Here is a 23212-nt window from a genome sequence, read left to right on the forward strand (position 1 = left end):
AGGGGAGATGTTGACGTGACGTACCGAGTGGGGGCCTACGTGTGGGACGAGGCCCGCGCCAAGGTCGGCGTGGTGATGGACGAACGCTGGGGTGAGGTGCAGCTTCGTCCGGTCGGCGGTGGCACGGAGTGGTCGGCCCAGAGACGAGCGCTCCGGCTGGCGACCGGGGACGAGAAGGCCGCGGCCGGCGTCTGCGCCAAGTCCACATGACTCGGCTTCTCGTCCGCTGCGACCTGTGCGTCGCCCTGAACCGGGGCTGGAGTCGCGCATGGGGCGCGTGCGATAACGAGTTGGCCGCGGCCTGCACGGACGTGTTGCGTTGGGGCCATGTCGATGCCCACACGCACGGAGAACGTGAGCGTCCACCGCTCGTCGCCACCCGTGACGGAATCATCCACATCCCAGCCACTGAGCAAGTGCCGGCGTGCCCGGATTCGTGCGCCATCTGCGCGGGGAAGGGACGCCCCGTATTCGAGGAATCCGCCTATGTGGCCCTTGCCTGACCATATGTTTCCTGGCCCTCGTCAAAGGCGTTGCCCGGTCAGGAAATCGCTGCGGCCCAGCCGGGCCGAGGTGCAGATGTTCGCCTACCACCAAGTTGAGGTCTGCGAGCCCGACCAGAGGTGGGCGCGTTGCGAGCTGAGACACCGGCACAAGGGGCTCCACTACGCGCACGTGGAGACGGAGGGCAGGACGCTCTGGTGGAAGCGTCGGCACAAGAGGAAATAGACGCCCCGGCCCGGCCACACGACATCCCCGTGCAGTGGTCCGGTCCGGGGAGCCCCGCACCACCGGCAACGCCACCCGCCGGGGTGTGGAAGTGGTCGCCTGGGCGCACACCCCGCCGCGTCCAGGCGACCCGCACAAGAACGAAGTGCGAGACCCGAGTGGAGGGTTACCGGAGGTCCGTACAGGCTCCCGCTCAGCGGTGACACATCCTGAGGCGGGTGATGGGAAGCACGTGCTCGATCACACGAGAAGGAGTCACGACAGTGTCAACGATCTCCAGTGAGTCAGCATTACCGACCGAGCAGCAGACCGCGACGAAGCTGCTGTGGCTGGACCTGACACGGAAGTGTCAGCTGGCGTGCAAGCAGTGCTACAACGCGTCGGGGCCCGACGGGACGCACGGAAGCATGAGCCGCGAGAACTGGCTCAACGTCCTGGACCAGGCCGCCGCGTGCGGCGTCGAGCGGATTCAGTTCATCGGTGGCGAGCCCACCATGCACCCGCACTTCGCGGAGCTGGTGGACCATACGCTGAACGTCGGTCTCCACGTCGAGGTGTACAGCAACTTGGTGCACGTCTCCAACGAGTGCTGGGAGGTCTTCCAGCGCGACGGTGTGAGTCTGGCCACCTCGTACTACTCGGACCAGGCCGAGCAGCACAACGCGGTGACCGGACGGCCCTCTCACGCCCGCACCCGCGGCAACATCGAGCGGGCCGCGGTGCTGGGCATTCCGCTGCGGGTCGGCATCATCGACGGCGGCCATGGGCAGCGGGTCGACGAGGCCCGCGAGGACCTTATGGCGATGGGAGTCAGCCGCATCTCTGTCGACCACGTCCGCCCTTTTGGGCGCGGAGCCGGGGGCCAGGCCCCGGAGGCCACCAGCCTCTGCGGTCGGTGCGGGACCGGCCGGGCCGTCATCAGCCCCACGGGCGAGGTGGCGCCGTGCGTCTTCTCCACCTGGATGGGTGTCGGCAACGTCCAGGGCGCCCCCCTGGGCTCTATCCTCAACGGCACCGCCATGAGCGAGGCCACGAAGTCCATCCGGCGCGCGGTCGGTCGGGGCGGGGATGAAGACGACGACAATAGCGGCGACAGCAGCGGCAGCTGTGGCCCCGTGGGCGACGGTGAGTGCTCTCCGGGGTATCCCAGCAGTTCGTGTAGCCCGAGGAGTTGAGCCCCATCGACAACGATGCCCTGTGGACGCTGGTTCGGCCGTACACCGGTGAACAGCACGAGGTTCAGCCGACCGCGCGAGGGAACGGTTCTGACGTCACGGCTCTGGTCACCTGCGACGAAGGCCCTGTCTTCGTCAAAGCCTGCCGGAACAGTCCAGGAGGCCGGCGCGCTTCCATCATTCGGGAACGGCTGGTGAATCCGTACGTTCGACCCGTCTCACCGGCTTTGCAGTGGCACGCCGCGGATGACGAGTGGATCGCTCTCGGCTTCGAGGTTATTGAGGGGAGAGCGTCGGACTTCACGCCCGAATCCCGCGATCTTCCCGATGTCGTCGGCATCGTCGAACAAATCGGGGAACTGCCACTCCCCGGCGAGGCCGACGAATGGCAGGAGACGCGTTGGGACCGTTTCGCAGACGAGACTGACACCCAACTGTTCCGGGGTAAGACGCTGTTGTTCACCGACATCAACCCGGACAACCTGATGATGGGGTACGGGCGGGCGTGGGCGGTCGACTGGTCATGGCCAACTCACGGGGCCGCCTTTATCGACCCATCGTGCCTGATCGTGCAGCTCATCGCTGCCGGACACACGCCCGAGTCGGCCGAGCACTGGGCGGGTAGCTGCAAGGGGTGGACCGATGCGGACACGCGGGCAATCGACGCGTTCGCCGCAGCCACCGCACGCATGAACCGTGCCTTCGCCGATCGCAACCCGGACGCGTCCTGGCTCGGTGCGATGGCGGACGCAGCACAAGCGTGGGTGGACCACCGCGCGCGATAGGTCACGGATGCTGTCCTGCTGGACGGAGCCAGCAGGAACGCAAAGATGCGCCCCCATCCTGCTTCCAGGGTGGGGGCGCGTCCTTTGGACCAGCCGGTGACCGACGGGTGTTCCTCGGAGCCGACACGCTTGACCCCCGGCATCGGCCTGCATCACCACCCGGCCCGCGCGGCCGCCCGGCGGTCCCTCGGCCCCGCCCGGCTGCTCCTCCGGATCGCGCCGGCCGCCCCGTCACCCCACCGGCCACCCCCGCCCTGCCCGCTCCCTCACCCCCGCCGCGCCGCCGCCACCGCGGGTGCCATCGACTGTGGCAGCAGATGGACGGGCTGCGGTGGCAGCCGGAGTTCCACCTCCACCCCGTCCGTGAAGCGGTACGGCCGGTGCGCCAGCACACTCGGGAGGTGGCGCCGCAGCCGGGACAGCTCAGCGCGCACCGTGACCGTACGGCTGTCGTCGCCGAACAGGTCCCGGGCGAGTTCGGCGGCGCTGCGCCCCTGCGGATGCGCGGCCAGCACGAACAGCAGCTCGGCGTGGCGCGGGCTCAGCTCGTGCGACCAGCTGCCGGCCGGTCCGCTGACGGTGACCGTCGAACCGTCCCGGCCGCTGACGTCCAGCACCACCCGGCTCGGCCCGGTGTCCGGCTCCCGCCGCCCGAGCCGGATCAGCCAGCCGCCGGGCAGCGGCTCCAGCGTGCAGATGCCGTAGCGCGGCAGCCAGAGCGGCCCGGCCTCGGGCGACTTGGGCAGCGCCACCCGGTCCGGCGGGGTCAGGCCCGTCACCCCCACGACCCAGCCGTGCGGGTCGACGGCCAGCGCCCGGCCGCCGATCCGCGCCAGCACCGGCGCCGCGGTCGACCGCAGCCGCTCCAGGGTGAGCTGATGGCGGGTGCGCAGCTCGCCCTCGGCGAGCCGGGCGACCGCGGACACCAGCGAGAGCGTCGTGGGGTGGAAGCCGGGCGCCGGGCCGCTGACGTCCACCGTGCCCAACAGCCGCCCGTCGCGCGGGTCGTGGAGCGGCGCCGCGGCACAGGTCCATGCGTGGTGGGTGCGGACGAAGTGCTCCGCGGAGTGCACCAGCACCGGCCGGCGGGCCACCAGCGCGGTCCCGATGGCGTTGGTGCCGACGACGCCCTCCGTCCAGTCGGCGCCCTTGTCGAAGCCCAGCCGGTCGGCCATCCGGCGGACCGGCGCGCTGCCCTCCCGCCACAGCACCCGGCCCTCGGCATCGGTGACGACCATGATCTGCTGCGCCGCGTCGGCCGCCGCCAGCAGCCCCTCGTTGAGCACCGGCAGCACCGGGGACAGCCGGGACAGTTGCCGACGGTGCTCCAACTCCGCGACCGGCAGCGGGGTTTGCGGCTGGTCGCGGTCCGGGTCCACGCCCGAGACCTGCACCCGGCGCCAGGATTCGCCGATGAGCGGGCGGGGCGCGTCGGACGGGGCGTCGGACGGTGTCCCGCCGCCCGTGAGCACCGCCTCCCGGATCGTGGCGAGGCGGTGTGCGGTCACGCGGATGTCCTGGGCCGAACCGATGGCACCGTCGATCGGTCTGTCGCTCACGCTGCTCTCCGTTGTGCACTGTCCCGGGGCCGCGCCCCTCGTGCCGTCACCAGGCAGTTGCCGTCACCAGGCAGTCCTGGAAGGGCCATTGTCCAGGTCCGTACCGGCGCACTGCAACGGAATGCAACCGTTGTGGCCCATGACGCGTTCCCGGGAATCTGGGCGCAGCGGCCGATGGTGCCCCGCCACCGCGGGTTCGCCGGTCACCCGTCGGGGAACCCCCGGTAGTGGCCTGGGATGCCATCGGCCGCCGTGTGTGATGCCGGCAGTGCGGGGAGGGGACCCACCAGGATGGCCGCTGCCCCGCGCGTCGTGGTGATCGGATCGGACGAGGGCGTACGCATCGTGCGTGCGGCCCGGCTGGCGGACCACTACGGGATTCCCCGGATACCCGCCGTCGACCTGCTGATCAGGCGTCAGCCGCTGCCCGCCGACGGCTATGTCGTCGACGGTGCCCCGCAGCTCCTCGACCGGGTGGCCGGCACCGGCGGTCTGCTGCCCGCGCTGGCCTTCGCCGACCTTGTCGTCCTGCTGCACGGCCCGGAGTGGAGCGGCGCGGATGACGCCTGCCGGGTGCTGCGCTACTACGAGGCCCGCGGTGTGCTGCTCGCCTTCCCGCCGGACGCACCGGACGGCGACATCGTCGTGGCCATCGACGCGGCGCTGCGCGGACGCACCACGGAACCGCCGGAGCGCCCCGGCACCCCCTGAGACCGGGGAGCGGTGCCGGGTCGGCGCGGCACCGCTCCCTGACCTGCGTACGGCGCGGCCGCGCGGCTCAGCGCCCGACGATCGGCCGTGCCCGCTCCACCACCGCCGCCAGATCCAGGGTGTGCGGCAGTGTGCCGAACGCCGCGCCCGCGTCGCCGCCGAGCCGGGAGGCGCAGAACGCGTCCGCGACCTCGGGCGGTGCGTGCCGCACCAGCAGCGAACCCTGCAGCACCAGCGCCATCCGCTCCACCAGCCGCCTGGCCCGTGCCTCGATGCCCTCCAGGTCGGCGAGTTCGGTGAGCATCCCCCTGATCGCCCGGTCCAGCCGGTGGTCCGCGCCCCGTGCCTCCCCGACCTCGGTCAGGAACGCGTTCAGCGCCTGCGGCTCGCGCTGCAGCGCCCGCAGGACGTCCAGTGCCTGCACATTGCCGGCGCCCTCCCAGACCGAGTTGAGCGGTGCCTCGCGCAGCAGCCGCGGCAGCCCCGACTCCTCGACGTAGCCGTTGCCGCCCAGGCACTCCAGCGCCTCGGCCACCATCGGCGTGCACCGCTTGGTCACCCAGTACTTCGCCGCCGGGACCGCCAGCCGCAGGAAGTGCCGGTCCCGCTCGGTGCCGCCGTCGTACGCCGCCGCCAGCCGCAGCGCGAGCGTGGTCGCCGCCTCCGACTCCAGCGCCAGGTCGGCCAGCACATTGCGCATCAGCGGCTTGTCGATCAGCAGGCCGCCGAACGCCTCCCGGTGGGCGCTGTGGTGCACCGCCTGCGCCACCGCCTGCCGCATCACCGCCGCGGACGCACTGACACAGTCCAGCCGGGTCGCCGCGACCATCTCGATGATGGTGGCCACCCCGCGCCCCTCCTCACCGACCCGGCGCGCCCAGGTCCGCCCGTCGAACTCGACCTCGGCCGAGGCGTTCGAGCGGTTGCCGAGCTTGTCCTTGAGCCGCTGGATGCGGAAGGCGTTACGGCTGCCGTCCGGCAGCACCCGCGGCAGCAGGAAACAGGTCAGCCCCCCGGGCGCCTGCGCCAGCACCAGGAAGGCGTCCGACATCGGCGCGGAGCAGAACCACTTGTGCCCGGTCAGCACATACTCACCGGGCGCGGCCAGCGGCTCGGCGCGGGTGGTGTTGGCCCGTACGTCGCTGCCGCCCTGCTTCTCCGTCATGGCCATCCCGACCAGCGCGCCGCCCTTCTCGGCGACCGGCCGCAGCTCCTGCTCGTACACCCGGGAGGTCAGCAGCGGCTCCCACTCGGCCGCCAGCTCCGGCTCGGCGCGCAGCGCGGGCACCGCCGCATGGGTCATCGACACCGGGCAGCCGTGCCCCGCCTCGGCCTGGGTCCATACGAGGAAACCGGCGGTGCGGCGGACATGGCCGTCCGGCCGGGACCAGGCGTCGGTCAGGCCGGCCGTGACGGCGTGGCCGAGCAGCCGGTGCCAGGCCGGGTGGAACTCGACCTCGTCGATGCGGTGGCCGAAGCGGTCATGGGTGCGCAGCACCGGGGGATGGGTATCGGCCTGTTCGGCCCAGTGCCGGGCGTGCGCGGAGCCGGCCGCCTTGCCCAGGGTGCCCAGGTCCTCGCGTACCTCGTCGAGCCGCTCGGCGGCGATGTAGCGGGTGATGCCCTCGGTGAGGGCCGGGTCGTTCGCGAAGACGTCGTAGCCGACCAGCGGCGGGGGCTGGTTCGTGACCGTGTGAGTGGTGGCTGCCATGCCGGATACGGTAAGGAGGTGCAGCCGGAGAACGAACCAACCGAGCGGGCCGCGGGCCGTCTGACCAAGGCCCGAGCCCTCTACCGCAACGTTTCCAAGCGTCGGCTCGCCTGGCTCCTCCTCAAGGACACCGTCAGTTCCTGCATGAAGTACCGGGTCACCGGTCTGGCCGCCGAGGCCGCGTTCTGGAGTCTGCTGTCGCTGCCGCCGCTGATCCTGGGACTCCTGGGCGTGCTCGGCTACACGGACGCCTGGATCGGCCACGACGCCATCGACCACGTCCGGCAGCGCATCCTCGACGGCGCCGGCACCGTGCTGTCCGAAAAGGGCGTGAACGAGATCGCCCGCCCCCTGCTCAACGACGTCTTCACCGGCCGCCGCCCGGACGTCATCTCCTTCGGCTTCGCCATCGCCCTGTGGTCCGGCTCCCGGGCGATGAACGTCTTCGTCGACACCATCACCATCATGTACGGGCTCGACGGGCGGCGCGGCATCGTCAAGACCCGGCTGCTGGCCTTCGTGCTGTACCTCGCCGCGCTGCTGGTCGGCGCCGTCGCGCTGCCGCTGATGGTCGCCGGCCCCGACACCGTCGTGAGCTGGCTGCCGGCCAGCGAGCACATCATCCGCGCGCTGTACTGGCCGGTCGTCCTGCTCCTGTCGGTCGCCTTCCTGACCACCCTCTACCACGCCTCCGTACCGGTCCGTTCGCCCTGGCCGGAGGACATTCCCGGTGCGGTGGCCGCCCTCGGCATGTGGCTGCTCGGCAGCTTCCTGCTGCGTCTCTACCTCACCTCGACGGTCGAGGGCCCCACCATCTACGGCTCCCTGGCCGCCCCGGTGGCCGTCCTCCTGTGGATCGGCGTATCCGCCTTCGCGGTCCTGGTCGGCGCCGCGATGAACGCCTCACTCGACCGGGTCTGGCCCTCGGTCGCCACGGCCGCGGCCCGCGAGGAGATCGCCCGCCGGATGGCAGCCAAGGGCGGGGCGGCAGCGGGGGCCGGGCATGGCGACGGTGAGGGCGGTGAGGGGGGTGACGGTGATGGCGATGGTGAGGGGGACGGCGGTGAACGGGGCGGTGACGGCGGTGGGCCCGGCCGGGGTGAGGGCCGGGGCGGTGAGGGGACCCGCGGGGACTGAGCCGACGGGCGGCCGGGCGTGTTGTGGCCGCCCGGCCTGCCCTGTCGACTCTGTTCGCCCTCTTCTCCCTATCCGCTCTGCCCGTCGCGTCCGCTCTTGCCGTCCCCTCCGCTCTTCCCGTCCTGTCCGGTCGGACCGGCCGCTCCGTCCGGGGCGGGCGGTGCGTGCCCGATGCCGTCGTCGAGGACGATGCGGATGGTGCGCCCCGAGCCGGTGACGGTGCCCAGCCGGCCCGCGATCCGGTGGTAGGCCGTCGTCGCCAGGGCCCAGTCGGCCTGGAGGACCGATGCGTTGGCGCGTGTCTCCCAGAGCGAGATCAGCACCGCGATGAGCGAGCGCCCCGAGAGCGCCGTCTGAACCCGTCCCTCCTGCGCGTCCTCCACGGTGGGCGGGGTCCGGAAGTGCGGCTGGCCGACCGCCAGGGACGTCAGGAATTCCCAGGTGTCCCGGTGCAGCACCAACTCGGCGGAGGCGACACCCGCGGCCTTCATGAGCAGCACACCATGCGCGACCTCCGCCGCCCGTGCCTGCGCTCCGTCGTCGGGCGCGGCGGGCGGTGCGGAGGGCGATGCGGCGGACGGTGCGGCGGGCGACGTGGCCGGGCCGGCCGCGGAGTCCGGCGCCGGGCTCGGCTGTCGAACCGGCGGAGCGGCCCCCTGGTAAGCCGCCTCGATCCGCCCCTTCAGCTCGTCCTCACCGGCTGGCTGAGAATCCTGCGCGGGCCCCTGCGCGGGTTCGCTATCGGCCTGGTCCATGTGCCCCTCCTCGTGGTCGTCACTGCCCGCCGACGCTGACGGGGGGACGACGCCCTCACTGCTGCTCTCGGTGACGCCGGTGCAATCCGCCGCCGCACCGGTCGCGATGTCGTCGGCGGAATCGCCTGGTGACTCGGGCGCCGCGGCCGGTGCTCCAGAACCGGTCGGAGGCTTGTCGGGCGCATCCGCTTCGGTCTGCGGCGTCTGCGGCGTCTGCGGCGTCTGCGGCGTCTGCGGCGACGGGCGCAGGGCCTGCGCGATCTCCAGCCGCACCGTGCGGAGCTCGTCTCTCATCTCGCCCAGGCCGGCGAGCATTTTCTCCTGGCGGCGGCGCAGTTCCCGGTTCTCCTCGCGTAACCCGGTGACACCCCCTTGCACCGCCTCCAGGATTTTCTGGCGGCTCTGCACGAGATCGCCGTGCAGCGCCGCCAGCCCGACCGTTCCGTCCGTCAGCTGACGGTGTATCTCCTCCCAACGCTTCGACGCCGCCTCGAACTGCTTTCCCAACCCCACGTAACCCCCTGATTGCACTGTGTTGAGATCCGCCCTTAACTCCCCAGGGAAAGGTGAGGTAATGCGACGGTTTCCGGCCGTTGTGGCGGAGGGGGTCGGGGCTCGGGTGCCGTCATCCGCAGCCCCTGCCATGCCCCTTGCCGGTGGCGGGAGTTGCGGAAGCCGGGCACCCGTCACGTATTCTCGTGCAACGTACGAGAATTAATGGAGGGGAACCATGACGCCGCACACGCACGACGTCGTACCGAGGTCCAACTGGGCCCCGCCGTCAGGGAAACCGCCCCTGTCCTCGCGGATGATGCGGGCGAGCTGGCGCGGGCTCCCGGCCAGACAGCACGATGCCGGCTGGGAGCCGGGGCTCGACGTGCCGGGCGCGGACGGCAGCCCGCTGCGTACGGACCACTACTTCCCCCGTACGGAGGGCGACTTCCCCACCCTTCTCGTGCGCTCGCCCTACGGCAGGGGCCTGCCCTGGTCACCCCTCTTCGGCGTGCTCTTCGCCGAACAGGGCTTCCACGTGGTCCTGCAGAGCTGTCGCGGCACCGGAGGCTCGGGCGGCCGGTTCGACCTGTGGCGCAATGAGGCCGCCGACGGTCAGGCCACCGTGGCCTGGCTGCGGAAGCAGCCCTGGTTCAACGGAACACTGGGCACGATCGGCCCCAGCTATCTGGGCTATGTGCAGTGGGCGCTCGCCCTCGACCCGCCGCCGGAGCTGAAGGCGATGGTGGTGCAGATCGGTCTGCACGATCCGCACGCCCTCTTCCACGCGGGCGGCGGGTTCCTCCTGGAGAACGCCCTCGCCGTCGGCGTCGGTATGACCTACCAGCACCGGGGGATGCTGCCCCTCGCGCGGGCGGCGCTGCGCCTCCAGCGCCGCATGCGCAAGATCACCGGCGCGCTGCCACTGCGCGGGGCGTATGTGCCCGCCCTCGGAGAACTGCCGTGGCTGGACGGGGCGATGACCCACCCGGACGCCGACGACCCGTACTGGCACGGTGCGTCCGTGGCCGGGGCGGCGGAGCGGCTCGACGTGCCCACCGCTCTGATCACCGGGTGGAACGACGGGCTGGCCGGCCAGACCTTCCAGCAGTTCGCCCGGCTGCGGCGGGCCGGATGTGAGTCCACCCTGCTCGTCGGCCCCTGGACACACACCTCCGCGATGCAACAGGGCTGGCCCGAGGTCTTCGCCGAGAGCCTCGCCTGGCTGCGCGCGCACCTGTGCGGCGACCCCGCCGGGCTGCGCCCCGCCCCCGTACGGGTCCATGTCGGCGGCGAGAACGCCTGGCGGGACCTCGACGACTGGCCGCCCGCCCCCGCCACCACCACCTGGTTCCCCGCGGCGAACGGGACGCTGAGCCCGCAAACCCCGGTGGAGGAAGGCCCGTTGGCGACCTTCCGCTACGACCCGGCCGATCCCACCCCGTCCGTGGGCGGGCCGTCGGTTTCCCGCGGCGCCGGTGTCAGTGACAACACCTCCCTGGAGGCGCGGGAGGACGTGCTGACCTTCACCGGGCCGCCGTTGACCGAGCACGTCGATGTCCTCGGACCGGTCGTCGCGCGGCTGCGGATCGCCACGGACACCGGCCACGCCGAGGTCTTCACCCGCCTCTGCGACGTGGACGAGCGGGGCCGGTCCACCAATGTCTGCGACGGTCTGGTGCGGATTCGGACGACCGGGCAGACCCCCTCGGAGGTCACCGTGCCGATGAGTTCCACCGCCCACCGCTTCGCCGCCGGTCACCGGGTGCGCCTCCAGATCAGCGGCGGAGCCCATCCGCGCTACGCCCGCAGTCCCGGCACCGGGGAATCGTCGGTCGAGGCCACCCGCCTCGTACCGGTACAGCTCACCCTGCACGCAGGGTCGGCGCTGGCGCTTCCTCAGGGCAGCTCGTAGGGGAAGTCCACAGGGGGTGCTGCTTCATCGCGGCCACGACTGGCTGGGATCGGGCACCACGGCCGGCCCGCCGCGTCCGCCCGCCGTGCGGACGCGGCAGCCCGGAGCGTTGCGGACGAACGTCACCCCCGGCCCCCGCCGGCACCCCCGTGGGCCGCACACTGGAACGCCCCGAGCGCCACAGGAGTCCGCATGCCCCAGCCGTCCACCGCCACCCCGCTCCTGCACCACACCGTGGACGGCCCGGAAACCGTGGGTGGCCCGGAATCCGCGGACGGCCCGGAATCCGTGGCCGGCCCGGAAGGTGCCCCGCCGCTCCTCCTCGGGCCCTCGCTCGGCGCCTCGCTCGCCGTCTGGGACCCCCAACTCTCCTCCCTGGCGCGGCACCACCGCGTCATCCGCTGGGACCTCCCCGGCCACGGCGGCACGCCCGTCGACGTGCTGGGTGCCGGGACCGATCCCACCGCCACCGTCCCCGGCCTGGCCCGACTGCTTCTCCAGCTCGCCGATTCCCTCGGCATCGACCGGTTCGCCTGCGCCGGGATCTCGCTCGGCGGCGCCGTCGGGGCCTGGCTCGCCGCGCACCACCCCGAGCGGATCACCTCGCTCGCCCTGATCTCCTCCTCCGCACGCTTCGGTGAGCCCGCGGGCTGGCGGGAACGGGCCGCGCTGGTGCGGGAAACGGGCCTCGGCGCCATCGCCGAGTCCGCCCCGAGCCGCTGGTTCACTCCGGCCTTCGCCGGCTCCCCGCAGGCCACGGCCCTGGTCGACGCGGTGCGCCGGTCGGTGACACCGGCCGGCTACGCGGCCTGCTGCGACGCCCTCGCCGCCTACGACCTACGGGCCGGCCTGGCCAGGATCACCGCCCCCACACTCGTCGTCGCCGGCCTCGACGACCCGGCCACTCCGCCCGCCCACGCCCGTGAACTCGCCGACGGCATCGCGGGCGCGAGACTGCTCGAACTGCCCGGCGCCGCCCACCTCCTCAACGTGGAACGCCCGGCCCCGGTGCTGGCCGCCCTCCTCGGCCATCTCGCCGCCGGGCCCGCTGAGAAGGGAGGTGCGGGCGGTCCCGTAGAGAACTGAGCCTCCCCGGGTCCAGGGAGAACCGAGCAGCTCCGCCGCAGAAACGCGGCCGGCGGTCAGTGCCCCTGCCGGTAGCGGACCAGCAGCATCGCCGCGTCGTCGTGCATCGGCCCCTCGACATGCTCGACCAGGTCCTCGCGCACCGAGCGCAGCGCGGCCTCCGGGTCGGGGTCCTTGAGCAGTGCGGCACGTTCGTCGAGGGGGTAGAAGCGGTCCGCCGCGTCCCGGGCCTCGGTGACCCCGTCGGTGTAGAAGAGCAGCTGGTCGCCGGGGGTGAACGGCACGTCGTAGGGGGCCGGGGCCGTGGCGCCGTGCAGAGTGAGGCCGAGCGGCAGCGCGCGGTCGGGCGGCGCGGCGAAGCCGACCTCGCCGTCGGGGCGGATGACCAGTGGCGCCGGATGGCCGAAGTTCAGCAGCGTGGCATGCGGCCCGTCACCGATCTCGGCGAGCACCGCCGTGACGAACCGTTCGCCGGACAGATGGCGGTTCAGCGCCCGCTCGACCCGCGCGCCGACGGCCGGCAGATCCGGTTCGTCGTGCGCCGCCTCCCGGAACGCCCCCAGCACCACCGCCGCGCTCTCCACCGCCTCCAGGCCCTTGCCCTGCACATCGCCGACGATGATCCGCACCCCGGCGGGCGAGGTCACCACCTCGTACAGATCACCGCCTATCCGGGCCTCCGCCACCGCCGAGGTGTACGAGACCGCGATCCGCAGCGGGCCCGCACCGCGCGGCACGGGGCGCAGCAGCACCCGCTGAGCGACCTCCGCGATCGACCGGACGCTGGCCAGCTCCGCCTCACGACGCTGTCGCATCACCGCGGCGACCACCCCGGCCGCGGTCACCCCGGCCACCGTCAGCAGCGCGGTCAGACCGCGCCGGGTCTCGAACAGACCGTTGTAGACCCCCAGGCCGAGGCAGAGCACGAACGCCGTCAGCCCGACCACGGCCGTCCGCCGCCAGCCGCCGACCAGCCCCGCGAACGCCGGTCCCAGCGACACCAGGGGCAGAAGCCCGACACCCGGACCCGCGGTGAGATCGACCGCGGTGACCACGGCCATGACCGCGTACGGGAGCACGGCCAGCACACGGGAGCCGGTGCGTCGCTCCTCGTTCTCCAGGGCCAAGATGCTCTCCGACGGTGTCAGGTGAAGGGATCGGGCAAGAGGGCCGTCGGCCATCGGATGTCCGAAAGCGGCTCCCCGGCCACCGACCTGAGCATATGCAACATATGCCGTACCGAAATACCTCGAATGCGCGCTGTTACCGAATCGCAGTGGCCCGCGCGGCGGGGTCGCGGACGGGTGGCGGACGGGTGGCGACCGGAGCGCGCTGCCGCGCCGGCCGTGGCCGGACATCCGCGCACGGCCCCCGGCGAGGCCGGATTCGCCGGCTTCACCGCATCGCAGATCGCCGACGCGCTCCGCCTTCCGTGCACCCGCGACCTGCGGCCCGCCACCCTGTGACAGGCCTGACCGACCACCGAGGCCACCTCGGCACCATTTCCCAACTGCCGCCTGCGCAAAGGATGGTGACAGCAGGTCAGCATTTTCCCCGGGAGCGGGGATCAGGCGAGGTAGGGGCGGGTCGAGTTCACCCGGCCGGGGCGCAGGATCCGGATCGGGCCGCGGTTGCAGGAGGGGCAGTCGGCACGGGTCAGCGGGGAGGCGACACGGACGCCCCGGGCGAAGTAGTCCGCCCGCCGGTGGCCGGCCAGATCCGTGGTGTGCCGGATCTCGTACTCCTCTTCCCAGCCGTGCCCGCAGTGCAGACAGACGAACGCATACGCCTCGTGAACCGTCTCGGTGTCCCGTTCCATGATCACCACGCCCTTTCCCCGGGCCACGGCGCTCGCGCCAGGCCGGATGCATGCCGCATCTCCCATTATTGCGCTCGGCAACGACGATGGCGGGCCCGGATTTCCGAACCGCGGGGCGGTCGCCGCAGCGTCCGCCACCAGGCACGATGCCGAGGCAGGGGGCCGGCAGGGGACCAGAGGGGACTGGCGGCGGACCATGGCGCCTTGGGGAGCGTCGCACACGGCGCACTGCCCGCTGCGTACGGGTGCGCATGCCTGCCGCCCCCCCGTGCGGCCCGGCATCAGCTCCGTTGCTGCTCCAGCGCCCGGTACACCGCCCTGACCAGCCCGGCGTTCCGCGGGTCCTGGCCTGTCGTGCCGCCGCCGTACTTGTTCATGGTGTACGCGTACGACAGCCGGTTCTCCGGATCGGCGAAGGCGAAGGAGCCGCCCGCGCCGCCGTGCCCGAACGCCCGGGGGTTGGGGCCCGCCTGGCCCTGCTGGTTGAGCATGTAGCCCAGGCCCCAGCGGTGCTCGTACCCGGCCGGGGCGAGCGCATCGATCGTCAGATCGCGCTCGCCCGGCAGGCTCTGCGACCGGCGCATCGCCTCCAGGGTGCCGGGCCCCACGAGCGTGCCGCCCGCCAGCGCGCCGTACACCGTCGCCAGGCCGCGGGCACCGGCATGCGCATTGCCCGCCGGGATCTCGGCCGACCGGTAGGCGGCACTGTTGACATCGCCGGTCGGGATGTACGTCAGCGCGAGCATCACGACGGTCAGCGGATGGTCGGCGAGCGACCGGTAGGGCGGCTTGGGCGCACCGGGGAACTGCTCGGCGAGCCGCGCCTCGTCCAGCTGCCCGACCATGTCGGCACAGCGGGCGTGCTCCTCGGCCGGGGTGCCGATGAACACCCGGGCGCCGAGCGGCCCGGTGATCTCGCTCCGCAGGAACGCGCCGAGGGACTGCCCCGTGATCCGCCGTACGACCTCGCCCACGAGGTAGCCGAAGGTCACCGCGTGATAGCCCTGTGCGGTGCCCGGCTCCCACCACGGCGGGGTGGCCGCCAGGACGGCGCACACCCGGTCCCAGTCGTAGGCGTGCTCCGCGGGCAGCGGCTCACGGGGCGCGATCAGACCGGCCCGGTGGCTGAGCAGCCAGCGCACGGGTATGTCCTCCTTGCCGGCCTGCCCGAACTCGGGCCAGTAACGGGCCACCGGCGCATCGAGGTCCAACTCGCCCCGGTCCGCGAGGAGATGGGCGCACAGCGCCGTCATTCCCTTGGACGTCGAGTAGACATTGACCAGTGTGTCGCGCTCCCAGGGGCGGGTCCTGGCCGCGTCCGCGTGACCGCCCCACAGGTCCACCACCGCCTCGCCGTCCACCGTCACCGCGACCGCCGCGCCCACGTCGCCGTGCTCACGGAAATTCCGCTCGAACGCGTCCCGTACGCCGGTGAAACCCGGTGCGCAGTGGCCGTTGACGGTGGCTGGCTCCACGGTGGCTCTCCTCGCGTCGTCCCGGTGCGGTCATCCCGTTCCGCCGCACCGGTCACATCTGGCCGCAGCCGCTGTATCCGCTGCGTCTGTCGCATCCGCGTCCGTGCTCACGGCGTTCCGTATCCGTATCGGATGATCCGTCCAGGTCGGTGCCCGTGGCAACGATGTGCGGCCGGACGGCTCAGCGCCGCGTGTCCGGCGGCGGGGACGGACGGGGAGGTGAGGCGGGGGAGGGGAGCAGCCGGGCGAGGGGAGGCGACGGGGAAAGAGGGCCGAGGCCGGCGGGTGGCCGGCCGGTTTCCGCCGTGCCGGAGATCAAGGAACCGCCCGGCCCGCGAGGATCCGGTGCTCTGTGGGGTGCTCTCCCAGATATGCGTCAGCGCGACCGCCCGTACGGCGCTGGACCGTGACTTCCGGGTCGTCCTGCCGCATGATGCTCACGCCACCCGCGACATGATCTGGAGCGGCTGCAGGCCTTCTACGCCGGGCTGGTCGGTGCCGAGGAGTGCACCCGGGTGCCCGAGGAGGGGCCGGTCTTCTTCGTCGGGCTGCGGATCGGTGGCTCGGAGCTGGGCATCGTGGCGGACCGGAGCGTCGAGACCGGCGCCCCGGTCCGGATTCTGCTCAGCATCGCCGTCAAGGACGTCGACGCCCTGCTGGACCGGGTCGAGCCGCTCGGCGGGAAGGTGCTGGGCCCGGCCAACGACATGCCCTGGGGGCAGCGCGTCGCCCACATCCAGGACCCGGACGGGAACGCGGTCAACCTCACCCGGCCCGTCGCCTGACCGGGGCGGCGGCGGGCCCGGCCGGGTCAGGGGCAGCGACCGGCCCGGACGGTCAGTTCTGGTTCTTCTCCAGGGCGTTGACGTATGCGTCCATGAAGTGGTCCCGGACGCCGTCGGAGGCGGGCGCGAGCAGGTCGGCGGTGAGGCCCTGGGCGCGGTCGACCAGGCCGCTGAGCAGCGGCATGGTGTGGTGGATGGCGCCCTGTGCGTCGATGTAGCGCAGCGCGGAGACATGGTGGAAGGCGGGCTCCGGGGGCAGCTGCGGCACGATGTCGTTGTTGTTGACGAAGCGGTACATGCGGTCGGAGAAGGCCGTGTTGAACTCCTTGGACAGCTGCCGGTCGCAGGTGCGCGGCTGGCCGAAGGTGTAGACGCCGTTGGCCGTCACATGTGGCTCCTCGAAATGCAGCCGGGCGCCCGCCAGCATCGCCAGCGCCCCGCCGAGGCTGTGGCCGGTGAACCAGACCGTCTGGCGGTTGTCGCGGAACGCGTCGATGGCGGCGCGGACCTGGGGCCAGACGGCCTCCAGTGCCTCGCCGAAGCCGTAGTGGACATACCCCTTGCCGCCGGGGCCGGGGCACGGTGGTGTGGTGGCGTCGGACAGCCAGTCGCGCACTTCTGCCGGCTCCGTGCCCCGGAAGGCAGTAATGATCATGCTGTGTCCGCCGAGGGTGTACGCCTGGGTGTCCTCCAGCGGGAACGGCGGACGGAACGTGGTGTGGTGGTGGCGCACCCGGTCGAAGCCCCACTGCCGGGCGGTGGCGTCGATGGTCTGCTCGTCCTGGTAGGCGAGCGCGGAGGCGCGCGCCATGCAGAGCGCATGGCGGACGGTGTAGCCGGTGGCTTTCTGGTCGATCGTGGCGCTGGTCAACGAGGGCTCCTCTGGCTGGGTCGACGGTGGCTGCTGCGAGGGCCGAGCGCTGCGCGTGAGGCAGCTCCGATCACGGAACGCTCGCGCTGACTACACAGCGTAATCTCCCGGTCGGGTGCCGTGCCGTTGCCGCCCGTTCAAACCACTCGTTCGTGCCTCCGGTCGCACACACCGGGCCGCGGGGCGAGCCTGGAAGCGTTCAGCCCCCGGAGCAAGGCCCACAGCGGAAAGGCCCCCACAGTGAACAGCGCGGAACAGGCGGCACACGCGGACCACGTATCGGCCGAGGTGATGGTGGAGCTGGAGAGCTGCGCGACGCAGGACGCGCACGCCGTCTTCAGTGCGCTGCGTACCTCCTTCAGCTCCGACCGGGCGGCGGACGATGTGCCCGAGGAGGTGGCCGGGGCGGGGTCGACCGTGTGGACCTCGACCTTCGATGTGAGTGACCGCAAGGCCGCGGCCGAGCCCCGCCGGCTGACCGCGCCCGTCCTGGTCAGCCTCCAGGGTGGCTACTGGGCGGTCGACCAGCTGTGCAAGGGCCTGGAGTCCGCGTTCACGGTGCACGTCCTCGGGACGGCCGCCGGTGACCAGGAGAAGGAAGTCGAACTACGGCTGGAGACCCGCTAGCAGGCTTGGCCCGTACCTCTGAAGGGGCGAGGCCCCACGGCCACCCGGGACTACGTCCCGGCTCACCCGGCCGCACCGTCCCCGCGGCCCGCACGGAAAGGCACGAGTGCGTGGAGTCGACCCGACATCCGGCGGAAACCGGTGGCCCGCCGCCGGCGGACGCCCACCGGTCCTCGGTGGTGCTGCACATCAACGGAGTGACCCAGACGCTGACCGTGGACCACCGGACCACGGTCCTGGACCTGCTCCGGGAACGCCTCGGTCTGACCGGCGCCAAGAAGGGCTGCGACCACGGCCAGTGCGGGGCCTGCACCGTGCTCGTCGACGGGCGGCGGGCCAACAGCTGTCTGCTGCCGGCCGTGGCCCAGGACGGGCGGCAGCTCACCACCGTCGAGGGCCTGGCCGAGGGGGAGCGGCTGCACCCCTTGCAGCAGGCCTTCCTGGAGCGGGACGCCCTGCAGTGCGGCTACTGCACCCCCGGCCAGATCTGTTCGGCCGTCGGCGCGCTGGCCGAAGTGGCAGCCGGCTTTCCGTCCCATGTCACCCCGCCCACCGCGGCCTCCGGCGCCCCGGTCGAGCTGACCGACGACGAGATCCGCGAGCGGATGAGCGGAAACCTCTGCCGCTGCGGCGCCTATCCGCGGATCGTCGAAGCGGTCCGGGACGTCGGCGGCCCGGCCGGTGGCCAGGAGGCGGCGCGATGAAACCCTTCGGCTATCTGCGGGCGACGAGCGTCGAGGAGGCCGTACGGGCCGCGGCCGGGCAGCCCGGCGCCCGCTTCCTGGGCGGGGGCACCAACCTCGTCGACCTGATGAAGCTCGGTGTGGAGACGCCCGAGCTGCTCATCGACGTCACCCGGCTGCCGCTCGACCGCATCGAGGAGCTGCCGGACGGCGGGCTGCGGATCGGCGCGATGGTCCGCAACAGCGATCTCGCCGCGGCGGCTCCCGTCCGCGACCGCTACCCGGCCCTGTCGCAGGCGTTGCTGGCCGGAGCCTCGGGGCAGCTGCGGAACATCGCGACCACCGGCGGCAATCTGCTCCAGCGCACCCGCTGTCTGTACTTCCAGGACATCACCAAGCCCTGTAACAAGCGCGCCCCGGGCACCGGTTGCCCGGCCCTGGAAGGGGTGCATCGCGACCTCGCCGTACTGGGTCACTCCGAGCACTGTGTCGCCACCCAGCCGTCCGACATGGCGGTGGCGCTGGCCGCCCTGGATGCCGAGGTCGAGCTGCACGGCCCCGACGGGGAGCGCACCGTGCCGGTGACCGGCTTCCACCGGCTGCCCGGTGACCGCCCGGAGCAGGACACCGTGATCCGGCCCGGCGAACTCCTCACCGCCGTCCGGCTGCCGCCGCCGGTTCCGGGCGCGCGCTCGCGCTACCGCAAGGCCCGCGACCGCGCCTCGTTCGCGTTCGCCCTGGTCTCCGTCGCCGCCGTACTGGAGGTGCGGGAGGGGGCCGTGCAACGGGCGGCGCTCGCGTTCGGCGGGCTCGCGCACCGGCCGTGGCGGGCCCGCGCCGCCGAAGAGGTGCTGCACGGCGCGCCCGCCACCGAGGACACCTTCGCCCGCGCCGCCGACGCCGAACTCGCCGCCGCCCGGCCGCTCCGCGACAACGGCTTCAAGGTCGTGCTCGCCCGCAACCTGGCCGTCGACGTGCTGGCCGGTCTGGCCGCCCCGGCCGACACCCCCTGACGAGGCCCCGACCCAAGGACGTGCGCCATGAGCCCCGACTCGTTCCCGCTCGGCCCGCCCCCGTACCCCCTGGGCGCCCCGTTCGTCCGCCGGGAAGGACGGGAGAAGGTCACCGGCACCGCCCGGTACGCGGCCGAACACACCCCGCCGGGCTGCGCCTACGCCTGGCCGGTGCCCGCGACCGTCGCCCGCGGCCGGGTCACCGCCGTGGACACCGCGGCGGCGCTCGCCCTGCCGGGGGTGTACGCGGTGCTGACGCACGAGAACGCGCCCCGCCTCGCGGCCACCGACGACCCGACACTGTCGCTGCTCCAGGACGACCGGGTGCCGCACCGCGGCTGGTATGTCGCCCTCGCCGTCGCCGACGGCCTGGAAACCGCCCGCGCCGCCGCCGCTGCGGTCCGCGTCAGCTACGCAACCGAGGCGCACGACGTACGGCTGACCGCCGGTCATCCGCGGCTGTACGACGCGGAGACCGCCAACGGCGGCTATCCCGGCACCCGCGAACGCGGCGACTTCGAGGGGGCGTTCGCGGCCGCGCCGGTCACCCTCGACGCCACCTACACCGTGCCCCCGCTGCACAACCACCCCATGGAGCCGCACGCCTCCACCGCCCGCTGGAACGACGGCCATCTGACCGTCCACGACTCCAGCCAGGGCGCCACCCGGGTCTGCGAGGACCTCGCCGCGCTGTTCCTGCTCGACACCAGCGAGGTCACCGTCTTCTCCGAGCACGTCGGCGGCGGCTTCGGCTCCAAGGGGACGCCCCGTCCCCAGGTCGTGCTGGCCGCGATGGCCGCCCGCCACACCGGGCGCCCGGTCAAACTGTCCCTGCCGCGCCGGGAGCTGGCCGCGGTCGTCGGCCATCGCGCGCCCACCGTGCAGCGGGTGCGCCTCGGCGCGGGCGACGACGGTGTGCTCACCGCCCTCGCCCATGAGATCGCCACCCACACCTCCACCGTCACCGAGTTCGTCGAGCAGGCCGCGGTCCCGGGGCGCGTCATGTACACCTCGCCGAACAGCCGCACCGTGCACCGCGTCGTCCCGCTCGACGTACCGACACCGTCCTGGATGCGCGCACCGGGCGAGGCGCCCGGGATGTACGCACTGGAGTCGGCGGTCGACGAACTCGCCGTCCTCCTGGACATCGACCCCGTCGACCTGCGGATGCGCAACGAACCGGACACCGAGCCGGACAGCGACCGCGCCTTCAGCAGCCGGCATCTGGTCGGCTGTCTGCGGGAGGGCGCGGAGCGCTTCGGCTGGCTGCCCCGGGACCCGCGGCCGGGCGTCCGCAGGGAGGGCGCTCTGCTGCTGGGCACCGGTGTCGCCGCCGCCACCTACCCCGTCCTCATCGCCCCGACCTCCGCCGAGGCGCACGCCGCCGCCGACGGCAGCTACCGCATCCGGGTGAACGCCACCGACATCGGCACCGGTGCCCGCACCGTGCTCGCGCAGCTCGCCGCCGGCCTCCTGGCCGTGCCGGACGACCGGATCGACATCGAGATCGGCAGCAGCGATCTGCCGCCCGCGATGCTGGCCGGCGGCTCCGCGGGCACCGCCTCCTGGGGCTGGGCCGTCCACAAGGCCTGTACGGAGCTGCGGCACCGGCTGCGGGACCACGTCGGACCGCTCCCGGCCGACGGGCTCACGGCCGCCGCCGACACCCGTCAGGAGACGTCCCGGCGTTCCCCGTACGCCCGGCACGCCTTCGGCGCCACCTTTGCCGAGGTGCAGGTCGACACCGTCACCGGAGAGGTCCGGATGCGGCGGATGCTGGGTGTCTATGCCGCCGGCCGCATCCTCAACTCCCGTACGGCGCGCTCCCAGTTCATCGGCGGGATGACGATGGGCCTGGGGATGGCGCTCATGGAGGGCAGCGGCCTGGACCCCGCGTTCGGCGACTTCGCGGAGCGTGATCTGGCCGCCTATCACGTCCCGGCCTGCGCCGACGTCCCGCGGATCGAGGCGTACTGGCTGGAGGAGGAGGACCCGCACCTCAACCCCATGGGCAGCAAGGGCATCGGGGAGATCGGCATCGTCGGCACCGCGGCGGCCCTCGCCAACGCCGTGTGGCACGCCACCGGAGTCCGGTTGCGCGACCTCCCGCTCACCCCGGACAAGCTGCTGCCGCGGTTGCCGGACCGGCCGGGAGCGGACCGGACCGGCGGACTCCGATAGACCAAGATCAGTTGCGGAACCCGTCCCGCCGGGTCACCATGACAAATGACCCATACGTGATTAATGCTCACTCTTCGTGTTTCGGGGTTCGTTGGTCCAACGAGGTGAAGGGCGTGAGCCTCGCGGTGAGGAGCCACGACATGACACTTCCCGGCGACCGGCACTACACGGTCGAACTGCATGCTTCGGCGGAGCGCGTGCCGCAGATCCGGCGGATCCTGGCCGCGCACCTGCGGTACTGGGATCTTGAGCTGCATATCCCGCCCGTGTGCCGGGGAGTGGCGGAACTCCTGACCAACGTCCATCGCCATATCGGCCCGGACGCCCCGTGCGTCGTCGAACTCCGCTGGACCGGCCGTCATCTCACGGCCTCCGTCGCCGACCAGGGGCCACGGCTGCCGAAGCTGCTCAGCGCGGGCGGCGGGGGGCTCTCCAGAGTGGCGGCACTGAGCGACAGTTGGGGCACCTGCGGCACCCCGGATGGCAAGGTCATCTGGTTCACCCGGCGCGTCGAGGCGGCCCGCAAGGCGCCGCTGACCAGCCGCACCCCGCTGCGCAGCGTGCCCGACGCGAAGGGCCAGCCGGCGGTTCCCCCGCCCGTACCGGTCGAGCCGCTCGTCGAGCCCGTGCCGGAATCCGCCGCGGCGGCCGCGACCGAGGCCGCGCCGGCGGTCTCGTCCGCGGTGCCCACCGCGGTGTAGCCGGCCGGGCACACCGTCAAGGAAGCCGGCGAGGCGCGGACACCCCGCTCGCGCCTCGCCGCTGAGATGCACCGGTGGGCGCGGGGATACCGGCATCGGCCGTCCGTCACGGTTACGATCACGCCATGGCAACGGTCAGGTCGGCCCTCAGCCCGGCCAACGGCAGGATGTGGAGCCGCGGTTCAGCGGTTCCGCTGCGCGTGCTGTGGCTGGCCGCCCTGCTGATCAGCGTGCTGGTCGCGCACGGGGCGCGGGCCGAGACCGCCGAAGGCCATCTGGTGAACGCCCTGCCGGTCGCGGCGTCCGCCGTCGTGGCGGAGCACGACACCTGGCTCGCCCCCGAACACCCAGGCCACTCAGGTCACTCCGGCCAGCCGGACGACCCCGGGCAGCACTCCGACGAGCTGTGTGTGTCGGGCCAGCCGCAGCAGGGCGCCGCTTTGGCGCTGCCGTGCCCCACTCCCTCCGCGGTTTCCTCCTGGCAGCCGCCCACGCAGGGCCGTTCCGGGGCGTTCGCGGGCGGCCGCGCCGCCCTGCCTCCGTTGCGTGGTGCGGCGGAGTCCGTCGTGCAGCAGGTCTAGATTTCCGGCCGACTCCGGATCGCCCCTGCCGATGCCGTCCGCCCGTGAGCGTGTGCCGCTCCGCCGCGACGGCGGTCTCACGGAGAACCTGTGCCGTTCCGCGTCCCGTTGTGCCGTCCCTTTCGTCCCCTCTTCCGTAGTGCCCCACGCTTCCTGACCGGTTCCTACGAGCCCGGTGGCGCCCGCTTACGTCGCTCCCGCCCCCGCCCCGGTAGGCGCCCCGCCGTCCTGCTGCTCCTGGTAGCCGGACTGCTGGCCATGGTGCTCCCGTGTGCCGACAGTCATCACCGGGCGCCCGTTGTGGCGGCGGTGTCGTCGGGCCCGTCCGTGTCCGTGGCCGTCGTGCCCGACCGGGCGACCGCCGGGGCGGACGACGGGCATCACGACTCCACCTGTGCGCCCGGCCGGTCCGGGCATCTCC

Annotated in this window: 21 protein-coding genes and 1 pseudogene; 15 read left to right on the plus strand and 7 right to left on the minus strand. The window is 72.6% G+C overall.

Annotated features, from left to right (window positions below; translation table 11 throughout):
• Window positions 1-15 precede the first annotated feature (15 nt).
• The 3 genes from ACFW5B_RS09105 (at window position 16) to ACFW5B_RS09115 (ending at window position 2689) form a co-directional block, all read left to right on the plus strand.
• Entirely contained in the window at window positions 16-210 is a 195-nt protein-coding gene (locus ACFW5B_RS09105) for a hypothetical protein (RefSeq protein WP_386435562.1), read from the plus strand.
• Between the two features lie 782 nt (window positions 211-992).
• Window positions 993-1904 (plus strand): radical SAM protein, encoded by a 912-nt coding sequence (locus tag ACFW5B_RS09110; RefSeq protein ID WP_386435564.1) that lies wholly within the window; start codon window positions 993-995, stop codon window positions 1902-1904.
• Complete coding sequence (locus ACFW5B_RS09115; protein ID WP_386435567.1) at window positions 1901-2689, plus strand: phosphotransferase; 789 nt, start codon at window positions 1901-1903, stop codon at window positions 2687-2689. The genes ACFW5B_RS09110 and ACFW5B_RS09115 overlap by 4 nt, the downstream gene beginning before the upstream one ends.
• Before the next feature lie 266 nt (window positions 2690-2955).
• Here ACFW5B_RS09115 and ACFW5B_RS09120 read toward each other — a convergent pair whose 3' ends face one another.
• Window positions 2956-4248: a GAF domain-containing protein gene (locus ACFW5B_RS09120; protein ID WP_386435570.1), complete on the minus strand. Its 1293-nt coding sequence runs from the start codon at window positions 4246-4248 to the stop codon at window positions 2956-2958.
• Window positions 4249-4539: 291 nt separating this feature from the next.
• Here ACFW5B_RS09120 and ACFW5B_RS09125 point away from each other — a divergent pair, with 291 nt between their 5' ends.
• Entirely contained in the window at window positions 4540-4959 is a 420-nt protein-coding gene (locus ACFW5B_RS09125) for a hypothetical protein (protein ID WP_386435573.1), read from the plus strand.
• 67 nt (window positions 4960-5026) lie between these two features.
• Here the strand turns inward: ACFW5B_RS09125 and ACFW5B_RS09130 are convergent, their stop codons facing one another.
• Complete coding sequence (locus ACFW5B_RS09130; protein ID WP_386435576.1) at window positions 5027-6670, minus strand: acyl-CoA dehydrogenase family protein; 1644 nt, start codon at window positions 6668-6670, stop codon at window positions 5027-5029.
• 18 nt (window positions 6671-6688) lie between these two features.
• Here ACFW5B_RS09130 and ACFW5B_RS09135 point away from each other — a divergent pair, with 18 nt between their 5' ends.
• On the plus strand, window positions 6689-7807 hold the full coding sequence (locus ACFW5B_RS09135; RefSeq protein ID WP_386435579.1) for a YihY/virulence factor BrkB family protein: 1119 nt from the start codon (window positions 6689-6691) through the stop codon (window positions 7805-7807).
• A gap of 68 nt (window positions 7808-7875) precedes the next feature.
• Here ACFW5B_RS09135 and ACFW5B_RS09140 read toward each other — a convergent pair whose 3' ends face one another.
• Entirely contained in the window at window positions 7876-9075 is a 1200-nt protein-coding gene (locus tag ACFW5B_RS09140; RefSeq protein ID WP_386435582.1) for a hypothetical protein, read from the minus strand.
• 217 nt (window positions 9076-9292) lie between these two features.
• Between ACFW5B_RS09140 and ACFW5B_RS09145 the strand changes: the two genes are divergently transcribed.
• Both ACFW5B_RS09145 and ACFW5B_RS09150 read left to right on the plus strand, forming a co-directional pair.
• Window positions 9293-10969 carry a CocE/NonD family hydrolase gene (locus ACFW5B_RS09145; RefSeq protein WP_386435585.1) on the plus strand — a complete coding sequence of 559 codons (1677 nt, stop codon included), beginning with the start codon at window positions 9293-9295 and terminating at the stop codon, window positions 10967-10969.
• Window positions 10970-11161: 192 nt separating this feature from the next.
• Window positions 11162-12055 (plus strand): alpha/beta fold hydrolase, encoded by an 894-nt coding sequence (locus ACFW5B_RS09150; protein ID WP_386435588.1) that lies wholly within the window; start codon window positions 11162-11164, stop codon window positions 12053-12055.
• A gap of 56 nt (window positions 12056-12111) precedes the next feature.
• On the opposite strand, the gene ACFW5B_RS09155 is transcribed toward ACFW5B_RS09150, so the two are convergent.
• The 3 genes from ACFW5B_RS09155 to ACFW5B_RS09165 all read right to left on the minus strand — a co-directional run bounded on the left by ACFW5B_RS09155 (window position 12112) and on the right by ACFW5B_RS09165 (window position 15349).
• Window positions 12112-13116: a PP2C family protein-serine/threonine phosphatase gene (locus ACFW5B_RS09155; protein WP_386435765.1), complete on the minus strand. Its 1005-nt coding sequence runs from the start codon at window positions 13114-13116 to the stop codon at window positions 12112-12114.
• A 506-nt stretch (window positions 13117-13622) separates the two neighbouring features.
• Window positions 13623-13874, minus strand: coding sequence for a hypothetical protein (locus ACFW5B_RS09160; protein ID WP_386435768.1), 252 nt, complete (start codon window positions 13872-13874; stop codon window positions 13623-13625).
• Window positions 13875-14155: 281 nt separating this feature from the next.
• Entirely contained in the window at window positions 14156-15349 is a 1194-nt protein-coding gene (locus ACFW5B_RS09165; protein WP_386435591.1) for a serine hydrolase domain-containing protein, read from the minus strand.
• A 348-nt stretch (window positions 15350-15697) separates the two neighbouring features.
• On the opposite strand from ACFW5B_RS09165, the pseudogene ACFW5B_RS09170 reads away from it, so the two are divergent.
• Window positions 15698-15844: pseudogene (locus tag ACFW5B_RS09170) on the plus strand (isochorismatase family protein); the annotation flags it as partial.
• Window positions 15808-16134 (plus strand): VOC family protein, encoded by a 327-nt coding sequence (locus tag ACFW5B_RS09175; protein WP_386435771.1) that lies wholly within the window; start codon window positions 15808-15810, stop codon window positions 16132-16134. The pseudogene ACFW5B_RS09170 and the gene ACFW5B_RS09175, both read left to right, overlap by 37 nt.
• Before the next feature lie 52 nt (window positions 16135-16186).
• On the opposite strand, the gene ACFW5B_RS09180 is transcribed toward ACFW5B_RS09175, so the two are convergent.
• Window positions 16187-17005 (minus strand): lipase family protein, encoded by an 819-nt coding sequence (locus ACFW5B_RS09180; protein WP_386435593.1) that lies wholly within the window; start codon window positions 17003-17005, stop codon window positions 16187-16189.
• Window positions 17006-17245: 240 nt separating this feature from the next.
• Here ACFW5B_RS09180 and ACFW5B_RS09185 point away from each other — a divergent pair, with 240 nt between their 5' ends.
• The 6 genes from ACFW5B_RS09185 to ACFW5B_RS09210 all read left to right on the plus strand — a co-directional run bounded on the left by ACFW5B_RS09185 (window position 17246) and on the right by ACFW5B_RS09210 (window position 22791).
• Window positions 17246-17632: a hypothetical protein gene (locus ACFW5B_RS09185; protein WP_386435596.1), complete on the plus strand. Its 387-nt coding sequence runs from the start codon at window positions 17246-17248 to the stop codon at window positions 17630-17632.
• A gap of 110 nt (window positions 17633-17742) precedes the next feature.
• A complete protein-coding gene (locus ACFW5B_RS09190; RefSeq protein WP_386435599.1) occupies window positions 17743-18336 on the plus strand; it encodes a (2Fe-2S)-binding protein in 594 nt (197 codons plus the stop codon).
• Complete coding sequence (locus tag ACFW5B_RS09195; protein WP_386435602.1) at window positions 18333-19328, plus strand: FAD binding domain-containing protein; 996 nt, start codon at window positions 18333-18335, stop codon at window positions 19326-19328. Before ACFW5B_RS09190 ends, ACFW5B_RS09195 begins: the two co-directional genes overlap by 4 nt.
• 27 nt (window positions 19329-19355) lie before the next feature.
• Complete coding sequence (locus tag ACFW5B_RS09200) at window positions 19356-21509, plus strand: xanthine dehydrogenase family protein molybdopterin-binding subunit (RefSeq protein WP_386435605.1); 2154 nt, start codon at window positions 19356-19358, stop codon at window positions 21507-21509.
• A 140-nt stretch (window positions 21510-21649) separates the two neighbouring features.
• Window positions 21650-22210, plus strand: a complete 561-nt coding sequence (locus ACFW5B_RS09205; protein WP_386435608.1) for an ATP-binding protein — start codon at window positions 21650-21652, stop codon at window positions 22208-22210.
• Between the two features lie 125 nt (window positions 22211-22335).
• Entirely contained in the window at window positions 22336-22791 is a 456-nt protein-coding gene (locus ACFW5B_RS09210; protein WP_386435611.1) for a hypothetical protein, read from the plus strand.
• Window positions 22792-23212: the final 421 nt, after the last annotated feature.

It is taken from the genome of Streptomyces sp. NPDC058773 (assembly GCF_042746015.1).
Classification (GTDB): Bacteria; Actinomycetota; Actinomycetes; order Streptomycetales; family Streptomycetaceae; genus Streptomyces.